Annotated in this window: 11 protein-coding genes; 10 read left to right on the forward strand and 1 reads right to left on the reverse strand. The window is 41.1% G+C overall.

The annotated features are described in order from the left end of the window. The 9 genes from MHI41_RS06705 (at position 1) to MHI41_RS06745 (ending at position 10510) form a co-directional block, all read left to right on the forward strand. On the forward strand, positions 1-855 hold the full coding sequence (locus MHI41_RS06705; protein ID WP_017359435.1) for a transcription antiterminator: 855 nt from the start codon (positions 1-3) through the stop codon (positions 853-855). A 202-nt stretch (positions 856-1057) separates the two neighbouring features. After that, a complete protein-coding gene (gene ptsG / locus MHI41_RS06710) occupies positions 1058-3157 on the forward strand; it encodes a glucose-specific PTS transporter subunit IIBC (protein ID WP_017367134.1) in 2100 nt (699 codons plus the stop codon). A gap of 93 nt (positions 3158-3250) precedes the next feature. Beyond that, a complete protein-coding gene (locus MHI41_RS06715; protein WP_003211078.1) occupies positions 3251-3517 on the forward strand; it encodes a phosphocarrier protein HPr in 267 nt (88 codons plus the stop codon). Continuing rightward, positions 3517-5235, forward strand: a complete 1719-nt coding sequence (gene ptsP / locus MHI41_RS06720) for a phosphoenolpyruvate--protein phosphotransferase (RefSeq protein ID WP_017367135.1) — start codon at positions 3517-3519, stop codon at positions 5233-5235. Before MHI41_RS06715 ends, ptsP begins: the two co-directional genes overlap by 1 nt. Before the next feature lie 98 nt (positions 5236-5333). Further along, positions 5334-5576, forward strand: a complete 243-nt coding sequence (locus MHI41_RS06725) for a transcriptional regulator SplA domain-containing protein (RefSeq protein WP_034646394.1) — start codon at positions 5334-5336, stop codon at positions 5574-5576. 80 nt (positions 5577-5656) lie between these two features. Continuing rightward, positions 5657-6685 (forward strand): spore photoproduct lyase, encoded by a 1029-nt coding sequence (gene splB / locus MHI41_RS06730; RefSeq protein ID WP_007498710.1) that lies wholly within the window; start codon positions 5657-5659, stop codon positions 6683-6685. A 115-nt stretch (positions 6686-6800) separates the two neighbouring features. Then, complete coding sequence (locus MHI41_RS06735; protein ID WP_035392234.1) at positions 6801-8762, forward strand: methyl-accepting chemotaxis protein; 1962 nt, start codon at positions 6801-6803, stop codon at positions 8760-8762. A gap of 76 nt (positions 8763-8838) precedes the next feature. Then, on the forward strand, positions 8839-9624 hold the full coding sequence (locus MHI41_RS06740; protein WP_017367137.1) for an SDR family oxidoreductase: 786 nt from the start codon (positions 8839-8841) through the stop codon (positions 9622-9624). 13 nt (positions 9625-9637) lie between these two features. Beyond that, complete coding sequence (locus MHI41_RS06745) at positions 9638-10510, forward strand: NAD(P)-dependent oxidoreductase (protein ID WP_342494659.1); 873 nt, start codon at positions 9638-9640, stop codon at positions 10508-10510. 114 nt (positions 10511-10624) lie between these two features. Here MHI41_RS06745 and MHI41_RS06750 read toward each other — a convergent pair whose 3' ends face one another. Then, positions 10625-11422 (reverse strand): CAP domain-containing protein, encoded by a 798-nt coding sequence (locus tag MHI41_RS06750; RefSeq protein ID WP_048003071.1) that lies wholly within the window; start codon positions 11420-11422, stop codon positions 10625-10627. Between the two features lie 336 nt (positions 11423-11758). Here MHI41_RS06750 and MHI41_RS06755 point away from each other — a divergent pair, with 336 nt between their 5' ends. Beyond that, the gene (locus MHI41_RS06755) at positions 11759-13885 is read left to right on the forward strand and encodes a penicillin-binding protein 2 (RefSeq protein ID WP_024719663.1); all 2127 of its coding nucleotides are present in this window, start codon (positions 11759-11761) and stop codon (positions 13883-13885) included. The last annotated feature ends 23 nt before the right edge of the window (positions 13886-13908 follow it).

A 13908-nucleotide genomic window follows, 5' to 3' on the forward strand; every position in this document is an offset into this window, starting at 1 on the left:
ATGTTCATGGAATCCTTCACCGTTGATAAAGCGTTAAATAATAATGTCATCATCGCAAAACACCCTTCTTTAGGCGAAGTGGTCCTGATTGATAAAGGGATCGGCTTTGGGAAAAAATCGGGTGACGTTCTCGATCAAGCGGCATTTGAGAAAATGTTTGTGTTAAAGAACACAAAAGAGCAAACAGAATACAAACAATTGCTGCACCACATTAATGAGGACATGATTGAGCTTGCCAATGACGTCATTTATCATATACGAGAAAAAATGGGGCATCGCTTAAATGAGCATATTCACATTGCTCTGACAGATCATATTGCCTTTAGTTTTAAGCGAGTTAAGCAAGGCTATGATATCACCAATCCTTTTATGCTTGAAACGAAATCCTTATACCCGAAAGAATACGAGGTCGCAAAGGAAGTCGTGGAACTGATAAATGCGCGACCAGATGTTGAAACAAAGCTGCCCGAAGGAGAGATTGGGTTTATTGCGCTCCACATTCACTCTGCTTTAACGAACCGGCCTTTATCCGAGGTCAACCGTCATTCGCAGCTCATGACACAAATGGTCCAAGTCATAGAAGATGCATTTCATATGAAAGTAGATAGAGAAAGTATTCATTATTTACGCTTACTGCGCCATATTACGTTTTCGATTGAGCGTATTAAACGGGAAGAATCATTAGAGGAGCCAGAAAAGTTGCTTCATCTATTGAAAAATGAATATCCTTTATGCTACAATACTGCTTGGAAAATGATCAAAATTTTGCAACATGCATTGAAAAAGCCTGTACAAGATGCTGAAGCTGTCTATTTGACACTTCACCTGTACAGATTGACGAATAAAATTTCATAGTTTCCTTGAAACGTGTAACTGATTCGATCAGGCATGAGTGACTTAAGGTAAATACAGGATAAGATCCTGTTATTTGCGCAACCTTATATCACCATGCCTTTTTTGTGTTCTGAAAGTGAAATGTAAACGGTTAATTATGAAATGTACGTCAATATGTGATTGAAATGTATGTTGTAAGCGAAAACAAAAGGAGGTTCAACCAGTGTTTAAATCACTTTTTGGTGTGTTGCAAAAAATTGGACGAGCACTTATGCTTCCAGTTGCGATCCTTCCTGCTGCTGGTATTTTACTAGCACTCGGAAATGCGATGCAAAATCCGCAGTTGATTGATGTCGCTCAATTTTTAAGCAATGATACAATTCAGCTTGTTGCTAGTGTTATGGAGAATGCGGGGAATATTGTCTTCTCGAATCTTCCACTCCTATTTGCTGTAGGGGTTGCCATCGGTCTTGCCAATGGAGACGGTGTGGCAGGGATTGCCGCGATCATCGGTTACCTTGTCATGAACGTGACGATGAGTGCCGTATTAATGGCCAACGGTTCTATTCCATCCGATTCAGTCAAATTGGCTAAGTTCTTTAAGGAAAGTCATCCAGCATATGTGAATATGCTCGGCATACCGACCTTGTCTACCGGCGTTTTTGGCGGAATTATTGTCGGGGTATTAGCGGCTTATATGTTTAATAAATTTTACAAAATTGAGCTCCCGCAATATCTTGGCTTCTTTGCTGGTAAGCGTTTTGTTCCAATCGTTACGTCGATTTCAGCACTTATTTTAGGGCTTTTGATGCTCGTCATTTGGCCGCCAATCCAAGGTGCATTGAACTCATTTTCAACAGGACTGCTTGCAGCGAATGAGCCGCTGGCTGCCTTTGTATTCGGTGTCATTGAACGCTCATTAATTCCGTTTGGTCTACACCACATATTCTACGCACCATTCTGGTATGAATTTTTTAGCTATAAGAGCTTATCAGGAGATATTATCCGTGGTGACCAGCGTATTTTCATGGCGCAAATCAAAGATGGTGTTCAGCTGACAGCTGGGACATTCATGACAGGGAAATATCCGTTCATGATGTTTGGACTTCCAGCAGCAGCACTTGCGATTTACCATGAAGCCAAACCTAAGAATAAAAAGCTTGTAGCAGGAATTATGGGATCAGCGGCCCTTACTTCTTTCCTAACAGGGATCACTGAACCGCTTGAATTCTCATTCTTGTTTGTTGCACCGATATTATTTGCGATTCACTGTGTATTTGCTGGATTATCCTTTATGATAATGGATATTCTAAACGTGAAAATCGGGATGACCTTCTCAGGAGGGTTAATCGACTTCTTCCTATTTGGTATCCTGCCGAATAGAACCGCTTGGTGGCTTGTCATTCCAGTCGGTCTCGTACTGGCTGTCATTTACTACTTCGGATTCAGATTTGCGATTCGCAAGTTTAATCTGAAAACGCCAGGACGCGAAGATGAAGCAGCTGACGGTGCAAGCAGCGCTCAATCTGGAAAAGGCGATGACTTACCTTATGAAATTCTTGAAGCAATGGGTGACCAAGAAAACATTAAACACCTAGATGCTTGTATTACGCGTTTACGTGTCACTGTAAATGATCAGAAAAAAGTGGATAAAGACCGCTTGAAAAAGCTTGGCGCTTCAGGTGTCCTTGAAGTAGGGAATAACATTCAGGCCATCTTTGGTCCACGCTCTGATAATTTAAAAACACAAATGCAAGACATTATTGCAGGGCGCACACCTCGACCAGCGAAAGACCCTTCTGCAAAAGAAGAAGTTAGCCAGCAGGTTGAAGAAGTCATTGCAAAGCCGCTTCAAAACGAACAAGGGGAAGAAATGTTTGCTTCACCAATTACAGGGGAGCTTCATCCAATTACAGATGTGCCAGATCAAGTATTCTCAGGGAAAATGATGGGTGACGGTTTTGCTATCTTGCCAAAAGAGGGAACAGTGGTTTCACCAGTAAGAGGAAAAATCTTAAATGTGTTCCCAACAAAACACGCCATCGGCCTCCAGTCTGATGGTGGACTTGAAATCTTGATTCACTTCGGGATTGATACAGTCAGCCTCAAAGGAGAAGGATTTGAAGCATTTGTACAAGAGGGAGATCAAGTAGAAATCGGTCAAAAACTTTTAGAGGTTGATATTGATAAAATTAAGTCAGAAGTACCATCTTTAATGACACCAATTGTATTTACAAACTTAAGTGAAGGACAATTTATTGACCTTCAAGAATCCGGTGAAATCAAAGCTGGCCAAGAAAACATCATGAAAATTTCAAAATAATTTTCATAACTGCCGTTCTTGTTAGATGACAAGCTCGGCAGTATGATATAATATTGTGGATGTATGAAATGTATAAAAAGGAGATTGATAAAAATGGCTCAACAAACATTCAAAGTAACTGCAGATTCTGGAATTCACGCACGTCCTGCAACAGTTCTTGTACAAACTGCTAGTAAATATGATGCTGATATCAACTTAGAATATAATGGTAAAACAGTGAACCTGAAATCTATTATGGGTGTAATGTCTCTAGGAATTGCGAAAGGTGCTACAATCACAATCTCTGCTTCTGGTTCTGATGAAAATGATGCACTTGCTGCACTAAAAGACACAATGAAAAGTGAAGGCCTAGGCGAGTAATGCAACAACTGAAAGGAATCGGTGCTTCAGCAGGCGTTGCGATTGCAAAAGCATATCGTCTAGAAGAACCAGATTTAACAGTTCACCAAAAAGACATCAATGATCCAGAGACAGAAGTGAAACGCTTTGAAGAAGCAATTCATGTTTCAAAGCAAGAACTTGAAGCAATTAAAGAGCATGCGCTAAAAGAACTTGGCCAAGATAAAGCGGATATTTTTTCTGCACACCTTCTTGTGTTAAGTGATCCAGAGCTGCTCAACCCAGTGAAGGATAAAATCACATCGGATAAAGTAAATGCTGAATTTGCTTTAAAAGAAACAGCAACAATGTTTGTTACAATGTTTGAAGCAATGGACAATGAATACATGAAGGAGCGTGCAGCGGATATTCGCGACGTTACAAAACGTGTCACTGGTCATTTGCTAGGCGTTGACATTCCAAACCCAAGTATGATTTCTGAAGAAGTCATTATCATTGCTGAAGATTTAACACCTTCTGATACAGCTCAGCTGAACAGACAATTCGTCAAAGGTTTTGCGACAGATATCGGTGGTCGTACTTCTCACTCAGCGATTATGGCAAGATCAATGGAAATTCCAGCAGTTGTTGGGACAAAAGAAGCAACAAAAACGGTGAAAAACAATGATCTGATCATTGTTGATGGTATTAGCGGAGACGTCATCATTCAGCCTTCTGAAGATGAAGTGAAAGCGTATCAAAAAAAGCATGAAGACTACTTAGCTCAAAAAGCGGAATGGGCGAAACTTGTTGACCAACCAACGGTCACAAAAGACGGCGTTCACGTAGAGTTAGCTGCGAATATTGGAACACCTGAAGATGTGAAAGGTGTACTTGAAAATGGCGGCGAAGCAGTTGGATTGTACCGTACAGAATTTTTATACATGGGCAGAGATCAGCTCCCAACAGAAGAAGAGCAGTTCGATGCGTATAAAACCGTTTTAGAGAAGATGGAAGGCAAAGCTGTGGTTGTCCGCACACTAGATATTGGTGGCGATAAAGAACTTCCTTACTTGCAGCTTCCAAAAGAAATGAATCCGTTCCTTGGCTATAGAGCGATCCGCCTTTGCCTTGAAGAGCAGGAGATTTTCAGAACACAGTTACGCGCGTTACTTCGTGCAAGTACATACGGAAACTTGAAAATCATGTTCCCTATGATCGCGACGTTATCAGAATTTAGAGAAGCAAAAGCTATTTTACTTGAAGAAAAAGAAGCATTGGTTGCTGCTGGTACAGAAGTATCTGATTCCATTGAAATCGGAATGATGGTAGAAATTCCATCAACAGCTGTTATCGCAGATCAATTTGCAAAAGAAGTAGATTTCTTCAGTATTGGAACAAATGATTTGATTCAATACACAATGGCTGCTGATCGAATGAACGAACGAGTGTCTTATCTTTACCAGCCATACAATCCAGCTATTTTACGCCTCATAACGCTTGTGATTGAAGCAGCGCATAAAGAAGGTAAATGGGTTGGCATGTGCGGTGAGATGGCAGGAGATGAAATCGCAATCCCGCTCCTACTTGGATTAGGATTAGATGAATTTTCAATGAGCGCAACATCAATTCTTCCAGCAAGAACGCAGTTAAGCAAGCTTTCTAAGGAAGAAGCTGCATCATTTAAAGAGCATATCTTATCACTGAGTACAACTGAAGAAGTGGTTGATTTCGTGAAAAATACGTTTCAACATAACTAGGTGATGTAAACCAGACAGGTCAAACTGTCTGGTTTTTTTGTCGAATTTTATCATAATCAGTCATATCGCTTGCAGAGAAGGGCATCCTAAAATAAAAAATGGAGGTGACCAGTTTGTCTTTCTCTAACTATAAGCCAGGTGATCAAGTATATGTCATTTATCGAAATCCACATGCAGCCAATGTCGCACAAATTAAAGAAGCGGAAATCGTTTCACACCCTTACAATGAACAAGAGCTTGCGCTATTTCTACTTGAAACATATCACCCATTAGCCCCTGATGATGCCGTATTTCCAACATACGAAGAAGCAGAAGCCCTTTATCAAGATCTGTTTGAATAAGGGAGATTTTAGAAAGGATAGAAGCCATCCTGAGAGGTTAAAGTAACGGTATGAACCTATAAGGTAAGGATGTGCTAAATATGATCAAACCGTTCGTTCCTCAGCTTGTGTATATTGAACCTCGGGCGCTAGAGTACCCATTAGGACAAGAGCTGAAAGAAAAGTTTGAAGGTATGGGAATTGAAATTAGAGAAACAACGTCACACAACCAAGTGAGAAATATTCCGGGGAAAAATGATTTACAAAAGTACCGTAATGCAAAATCGACGCTCGTTATCGGCGTGAGAAAAACCTTGAAATTTGATACATCTAAACCATCTGCAGAGTATGCCATTCCGTTTGCGACAGGATGCATGGGGCATTGCCATTATTGCTACCTGCAAACGACGATGGGGAGTAAGCCGTATATTCGTACGTACGTCAATGTAGAAGAGATCTTAGATCAGGCTGAACAGTACATGAACGAGCGTGCACCTGATATCACGCGATTTGAAGCTTCATGTACATCCGATATCGTAGGAATTGACCATTTGACTCACACACTCAAACGAGCGATTGAATACTTTGGTCAAACCGATCTTGGCAAACTGCGCTTTGTTACGAAATTTCATCATGTAGACCATTTGTTAGATGCAAAACACAATGGGCGAACAAGATTCCGCTTTAGTATCAATGCCGATTATGTCATTAAATATTTCGAACCTGGAACATCACCACTCGATCAGCGGATTGAAGCGGCTGTAAAGGTAGCAAAAGCAGGCTATCCACTTGGCTTTATTATTGCCCCTATTTACATTCATGAAGGGTGGCAAGAGGGCTATAAAGTCCTATTTGAAAAACTCGATGCAGCTCTCCCTGAAGAAGTGAGACAAGATATCACCTTTGAAATGATTCAGCACCGTTTTACAAAACCGGCGAAGCGTGTCATCCAAAAAAACTATCCAAAAACAAAACTAGAACTAGATGAAGAAAAGAGAAGATATAAGTGGGGTAGATATGGAATTGGAAAATATATCTATCAAAAAGATGAAGAACAAGAACTTAGACAGACATTAGAATCATATATCGAACAGTACTTTCCGTCTGCAAAAATTGAATATTTTACTTAAAACAAGTCATTATGGCTTGTTTTTTCTATTTAAATTTTCTTACAACTATTGAATGCGGTACCAATTTTGCCGATATACACATTAAGATGCGAAAGTAGGATGTAGGGGTGATGAGATGTTTAAGAAACTTCAAGTGAGAATAGCTGTTTTCATCTCAGTTATTTTAATTTTAACCGTTGTCGCAGTTCAAGTGGGTTCCAATTTAGTATTAAGACCATTGATTGAACGAGATGCGAAAACAACGACAGCAGCAACGGCAGAAAGCATGAGAGACATCATAGCACTAAAGCTTGAGAATTACGGTGATACGATTAACAAATTGGCAACAAGTACACTTACTGAAGATTTTGCACAGAAACAAACAAAGCAGACATTGGCATTTGAAAACGATGAATTAAAAGGATTGCAGGAGCAGGATGAACTCATCTCGCTTGCCTATATAGGAACAAGTGATGGTAAAATGTTCGCTTTCCCGGAGTCCGATTTTGGTGAAGGGTATGATCCGTCTAAACGAGACTGGTATATTCAAGCAGCTGAAAAGCCTGACGAAGTCCTATGGACAGATCCGTACATTGATAAAGCAACAAATGAAATGGTCGTTTCAGCCACGAAGGCGATCGTACGAAATGGGAAAGTAGTCGGTGTCGCTGGACTTGACTTGAAACTGGCTTCCATTCAGTCTTATATAAAAGAACAAAAGATTCCTTATATGGGAACGGCTTTCTTAGTTGACGGCACAGGGACCATTTTGGCACATCCAACAGAGCAAGGAAAAAATATCTCAAAAGTCGCTTCTGTGAAAAAAGCGATCGACAACTCGGGTATTGATGATGATAAACAGCTGACCGTCATCTCAAAAATTAAAGAGGCAAACTGGACGATCGGTGTGAGCTTCGAGAAAAAGAAACTTCTTTGGATCACTGAACAAATGAATCAGACAAGTATCATTATTTCTGTCATTGCCATTATACTTGCCATGATTCTAAGCTACTTATTGGCTAGAAGCATTACAACACCAATTAAACGCCTCATCGAGCATGTTCGTAAAGTGTCTGAAGGCGATTTAACCAGCTCGCTTGAGTCGAAGTCTCAGGATGAGATAGGTTTCCTTACGAAAAGCTTTAATCAAATGACTGAAGGTATCAGGGATTTAATTGAAAAAGTGAAAGAGTCTTCAGATCAGGTTGTGAAATCAACGGATGAAGTGACACAAATTTCAAACGAGACCTTGCTATCTAGTGAACAGATTGCAACGGCTATTCAAGAGGTCGCTGTAGGAGCGACGAAACAAGCATCAGAAGCGGAAACCATTAATGAAAAATCAGAGCATTTGTATGAAAAAGTTCGTCATATGGGTGAGCTTGCCACGCAAATGCAAACCAACTCAAAATCATCGGAAGATGCAAGCTATAGAGGACTTGATGCTCTTGGTCTGCTCGTCCAAAAATCAACACAAGCGAATGAAGAATCGAAGAAGGTAGAGCAAATGCTGCTTGACCTTGAGCATAAAACGAAAAATATTGAAAACGTCGTAACAGCGATCTCTGAAATCTCAGATCAAACGAATTTACTCGCACTGAATGCAAGTATTGAAGCAGCGAGAGCAGGAGAAAGCGGAAGAGGATTTGCTGTTGTTGCAGAAGAAGTCAGAAAGCTGGCTGAACAATCTGCAGAATCAACGAAACATATTAGTGAAACCGTAAAACTCATTCAAGATGAATCGAAAAAGGCAGCTGAAGCGATGACAGCAGCAAGCAAAATGAATGAAGAACAAGGTGATGCCATCAATTCAACAGGAGAGGCACTCAGCAGTATCACAATGGAAATGCAGGCACTTGTCGGCTCCATTGACAGCATTCATACACAAATCAATGAAATGACTGAAGAACAGCAGAAAATGAATGATTCCATTCAAAGTATTGCGGCCATTTCACAAGAATCCGCCGCTTCAGCTGAGGAAGTACATGCTTCGACAGACGAACAAGTACAAGCTTTAGAAAGAACGAAAACATCAACAGAAATGTTGAACGAATCAAGTCAGGCACTGCGTCAGGCAGTCAATCGGTTTAAACTATAATCTTGCAGAAAAGAACCTTGCCATGTGAGCAAGGTTCTTTTTGTATGATAAAATATGAACAGAGGAGGGTGCCAACATGCATGTTAATCTATCTGGAAAAAAAGCATTGGTCGCAGCAAGCAGTCAAGGTATCGGTAAAGCCATTGCCTTTCATCTTGCAAAAGAGGGAGCAGATGTGATGCTCTCGGGAAGACATGAGCACACGCTGCAAGAAGCGGTCAAAGAATTATCCCCGCTTGTAAAAGGGAAGCTGACGTATCAAGTATGTGATGTATCTGACGCCGAGCAAATTAAAGCGCTTGTCGTCGCAGCAGCAGGTGATGAAAAACGTCTTGATATACTCGTGAACAATACAGGCGGTCCTCAAACAGGAACACTTGAAACCTTAACAGATGAAGATTGGATGGAATCATTTCAGCTTCATTTACTCAGCTATATTCGGTTATTAAAAGAAGCCTTGCCGTATTTAAAAAAACAAGGTGCACGTGTGTTAAATATTGCATCTATGTCGGTCAAAGAACCGATCCCAGGCTTGATGCTGTCGAATACATTTAGACCGGCCATTACCGGCTGGACAAAAACAGCTGCCCAGGAGCTTGCCAAAGATGGTATTTTGATCAATACCTTAGCCCCGGGGAAAATTGAAACAGAGCGTGTGAAACAGTTGGACAAACACCGTGCACAAGAGGAGCAACAATCGGTTGAAGAGATCAAAGCACAAGCTGAACGTATGATTCCGCTGGGCCGTTACGGGCAGCCAGAGGAATTTGCAGCATATGCGGCTTTTCTTTTATCTGAAGCCAATACATATATGACAGGTCAAACCCTCATCATTGATGGTGGATTGACAAAGTCTCTATAAGGAGGAATTCGTGATGGCACAAATCAAAACAGTTGGTTTTATTGGAATCGGTGTAATGGGACGTAGTATGGCAGGGCATTTAATGGATGCTGGCTACGAAGTTCTCGTTTATACAAGAACAAAAGCAAAGGCAGACACATTGGTTCAAAAAGGTGCTCTTTGGAAATCGACCGTAAAGGAGATCGCAAAGGAGGCAGATGCCGTCATCACAATGGTCGGGTATCCATCAGATGTAGAAGAAGTCTATTTAGGAGAAGATGGACTCGTGACACATGCTGCGCCTGGTACATACCTCATTGATATGACCACATCGAAACCTCAGCTGGCAAAAGAAATTGAAGCGAAAGCGAAGGAAAAAGGACTATTTGCATTAGATGCGCCGGTCTCTGGCGGAGACGTAGGAGCCAAAAATGGCACGCTTGCCATTATGATTGGTGGAGAAAAAGCAGCCTATGAAGCGTGCCTGCCGCTATTTCAGCAAATGGGAGAAAATATTCAATATCAAGGACCTGCAGGAAGTGGTCAGCATACAAAAATGTGTAACCAAATCGCTATCGCAGCAGGGATGGTAGGTGTGGCAGAGGCAATGGCTTATGCGGAAAAATCAGGACTTGATCCAGAGCAGGTACTTAAAAGCATCACAACAGGAGCAGCCGGCAGCTGGTCTTTGTCAAACCTTGCGCCAAGAATGCTGAAAGGTGATTTCGAGCCAGGATTTTATGTGAAGCATTTTATTAAGGATATGGGCATTGCACTTGAAGAGGCAGAGCTGATGGGAGAAGAGATGCCAGGCCTTTCACTAGCGAAGTCATTATATGAAAAGCTCAGCGAACAGGGCGAAGAAAACAGCGGAACACAAAGCATCTATAAATTATGGGTGAAATAAAAAAACTGCCCCGCCTAGGTGGAACAGTTTGTAGCGTGTAAACAAGCCCTCACATGGCTGAAAAAAGAAGACAAACTAAAAACCTGTCCCAAATAGAGACAGGTTTTTTTGATCTTATTTTCCGATGAATTGCTGCGTCCAGTAGTTACCAGATTTCACATAACCTACACCGATATGTGTATAGTTTTTGTTTAAAATGTTCGCTCTGTGACCTTCACTGTTCATCCAAGCTGTTACTACTTCTTGAGGTGATCTTTGACCTTGAGCAATGTTTTCACCTGCTGTTTTGTACGTGATACCAAATTGCTTCATTTGATCAAATGGAGATCCGTAAGTTGGGCTTGTATGAGAGAAATAGTTTTTATCTTTCATATCTTGTGATTTAGCGCGAGCAGATTTGCTTAATTTAGAATCAACGGAAAGAGCTTTTAAGCCTTGTTTTGCACGCTCTTTATTTGTCAGTTCAACCACTTCTTGTTCAAATGCATTTAAGCTGCTGTCTGCTTTTGTTGCAGTTGTGTCTTTTTGATCAGATTTTGAGCTGTTGTTCGTTGTGTTTTGTTTTGCTGGTGTGCTTGGTTTAGAAGCAGCTGGTTTTTTCACTGATTCTTGTTTTTGCTCATTTTTTGCTTTATTAACTTCTTTCACCACTTTTGTACCAGTAACAGGTTGACCACTTTTGATCAGCTTGTTTAATAGAGCTTCGATCTCTTTTTGATTTGAAGTGCTTAGCTTGTTTACATCTGAAGAGATATGTAATTTTGCAGCTAATGTATGAAGATCAATGGCTTGATGCTGTACGTTTATGACTTGTTTCAGGTTAAGCTCTTTCGCATCAGCTGAATGCCCTCCAGTGAACGTGATCAATGCAGCAGCTGTCAGCGCTGAAAAAATGAATGATTTCTTTTTCATTTTGTAACTCCTCCTAAAATCTTTGTTTTGTTTTCTCACAGAAAATCATAACATGGACTTTTTGTTATAAACGTACCAGCATCCTCCATTGACAACGCCCATTTGTCATTTTTGTTAAAGTCATAGAAAGAGTCTCCTTATATCAATGAATGGAGAATCTTTCTATTTAAAGAAAACGACATAAACATACCAATATTTTAAAGTGTTAGTATATTTTTTTGCAGAATAGGGATTGACAGCTTTTTTTCACTTGTTTCGCTGTAACAACTATTACAAAAGTGTTACAATAATGAGTGGTAATTGTAAAAGATTGAAAGGATGAGAGGAGCTACATAAGTGGGAGAGAAACAGCATCAAGGTGCTGCCGAGCAGAAAAAAATGAAGCGCCGGAACGCCTGGAGAATTAATCTCTTTTTCTTCGCTGTATTTAGTTTATTTGCTGGACTTGTCATCAAGCTCGGCGTGCTGCAAATCGTCAATGGTGAGGATTATAAAAAGCAAGCCAACCGAACTGAGGTCAAAACAGCATCATACCCGTCTCCAAGAGGAAAAATGTATGACGCGAGAGGAAGAGTCGTTGTTGATAACGAAAGTGTACCTGCCATCGTTTATACATCAGAAAGCGGTGTGAAAGCGGAGGATAAGATTAAAGTAGCAAGAAAACTTGCGACTTATATAAAAATGGATACAGATTTTTTGAGAGAGCGTGACATTCGAGATTTTTGGCTGGCAAGCCATCCGAAAGAAGCGGATAAGCTCATTTCAAAAGCAGAGCAAAAGAATCTTAAAGCAAAAGATGTCTATCCTCTTCAAGTAGAGCGTGTGCCTAAGAAAGAAGTCAAGGCGATCGAAAAAGATGCAGAGGAAAAAGCAGTTGCAGCGATCTATCGCAGGTTTACAGGCGGATATGCCTTTGAACCTCAAATCGTGAAAGCGATGGACCCGAACGAAGAGAAAAAAGGGGACGAAAAAGTTGCGCTGCTTGATGAAACAAAAGAATCAAAACAGACATCATCCGTAAGTTTGACATACGAAGAGATCTCACTTGTATCAGAGCATCTTGATGAACTGCCTGGTGTAAATGTCATCAATGACTGGACAAGGAAATATCCGTATGAAAAAACCCTTTATAATGTCCTTGGCGGTGTCACCACCCCAGAGCAAGGCATTATAAAAGAGCGTGAAGATTACTATATGGCAAGAGGTTACTCGCGAAATGACCGAGTAGGAAAAAGTTATTTAGAATATCAATATGAGGACTTTCTCAATCCAGAAAAAGCAACTGTTCAATATACACAGGTCGGCGGAAAACTGCTTGATGAAATCAAGCGGACAGAAGGACGAAGAGGACTTGACCTTGCACTCACATTTGATATGGAGCTGCAAAAGGAAGTCGACAAAATCGTTGAATCAGAGCTAAGATCCGCTAGTGCAAGAAACTATATGATGGACCGTGCCTTTGTTGTGATGATGGACCCAAACACAGGTGATGTTCTCGCGATGTCAGGGAAGAAAATGGACGGCAGAGACGTCACAGATTATGCGATCGGAACATTTACGACACAGTATGAAATGGGCTCTGTTGTCAAAGGAGCTACTGTCCTCTCTGGTTATCAAGATGGCATGTCACACAACCAATCCTATATGGATACACCGCTGTATTTTGCGGGAAGTGGAGGAAAGCCGAAACAGTCTTACAAAGTTCTTGGATGGGTTAACGACCTTCAGGCACTCCAAAAAAGTTCCAACGTTTACATGTTCCAAGTGGCGATGAGAATGGCAGGGATTACCTATCAAAAAGATGGCCCGTTACCAGCAAGACCTGAACATTTACAAAAAATGAGAAACTACTATGCGCAATTCGGTCTTGGCGTGAAAACAGGCATCGACTTGCCGCAGGAATCAAGCGGAATGCAGACGCATCCTAAGACAGTCGGCGGACTCTTGCTTGATGAAGCGATTGGTCAGTATGACACATATACACCGCTTCAAGTCGCACAATACATGTCGACCATCGCAAATGGAGGTAACCGTATTCAGCCAAGAGTGGTGAAAAGTGTTCACTTTCCAACGAATAAGGAAGAAGTAGGCCCTGTTGTGAAGAAATATGAGCCGAAGGTGCTGAACACCATTAACAACTCGAAAGCAGATATCGACCGCGTCAAAATGGGACTAAAAATGGTCACATCAACAGGCGGGACTGCCGCTGGCCGGTTCGGTCAGCATGATGTTGCAGGGAAAACGGGTACAGCCCAAACCTTCTACTATGGTGCCAACCGGAGCTGGTGGGGGAATGCCACGTACAATTTAACCTTTGGAGGATATTATCCTTCTTCCAATCCGAAAGTGGCATTTAGTGTCGTCACACCTTATGTATCAGATAAAGATCCTGTCATTAAAACCATTCCAAGTAAAATTGTTGATAAGTACGTTGAATTACAAAAGAAATATGAAAAGCAATAAACAGCAGGGAGCACAGCAAGAGA

The sequence above is a fragment of the Bacillus sp. FSL M7-0307 genome, assembly GCF_038627835.1.
Taxonomy (GTDB): Bacteria; Bacillota; Bacilli; order Bacillales; family Bacillaceae; genus Bacillus; species Bacillus altitudinis.

Coding starts and splice junctions, on each gene's coding strand:
- ptsP (WP_017367135.1), top strand. CDS start 3,517: ATGCAACAACTGAAAGGAATCGGTGCTTCAGCAGGCGTTGCGATTGCA.
- MHI41_RS06725 (WP_034646394.1), top strand. CDS start 5,334: ATGGAGGTGACCAGTTTGTCTTTCTCTAACTATAAGCCAGGTGATCAA.
- MHI41_RS06745 (WP_342494659.1), top strand. CDS start 9,638: ATGGCACAAATCAAAACAGTTGGTTTTATTGGAATCGGTGTAATGGGA.
- MHI41_RS06735 (WP_035392234.1), top strand. CDS start 6,801: ATGTTTAAGAAACTTCAAGTGAGAATAGCTGTTTTCATCTCAGTTATT.
- splB (WP_007498710.1), top strand. CDS start 5,657: ATGATCAAACCGTTCGTTCCTCAGCTTGTGTATATTGAACCTCGGGCG.
- MHI41_RS06740 (WP_017367137.1), top strand. CDS start 8,839: ATGCATGTTAATCTATCTGGAAAAAAAGCATTGGTCGCAGCAAGCAGT.
- MHI41_RS06715 (WP_003211078.1), top strand. CDS start 3,251: ATGGCTCAACAAACATTCAAAGTAACTGCAGATTCTGGAATTCACGCA.
- MHI41_RS06705 (WP_017359435.1), top strand. CDS start 1: ATGTTCATGGAATCCTTCACCGTTGATAAAGCGTTAAATAATAATGTC.
- MHI41_RS06750 (WP_048003071.1), bottom strand. CDS start 11,422: ATGAAAAAGAAATCATTCATTTTTTCAGCGCTGACAGCTGCTGCATTG.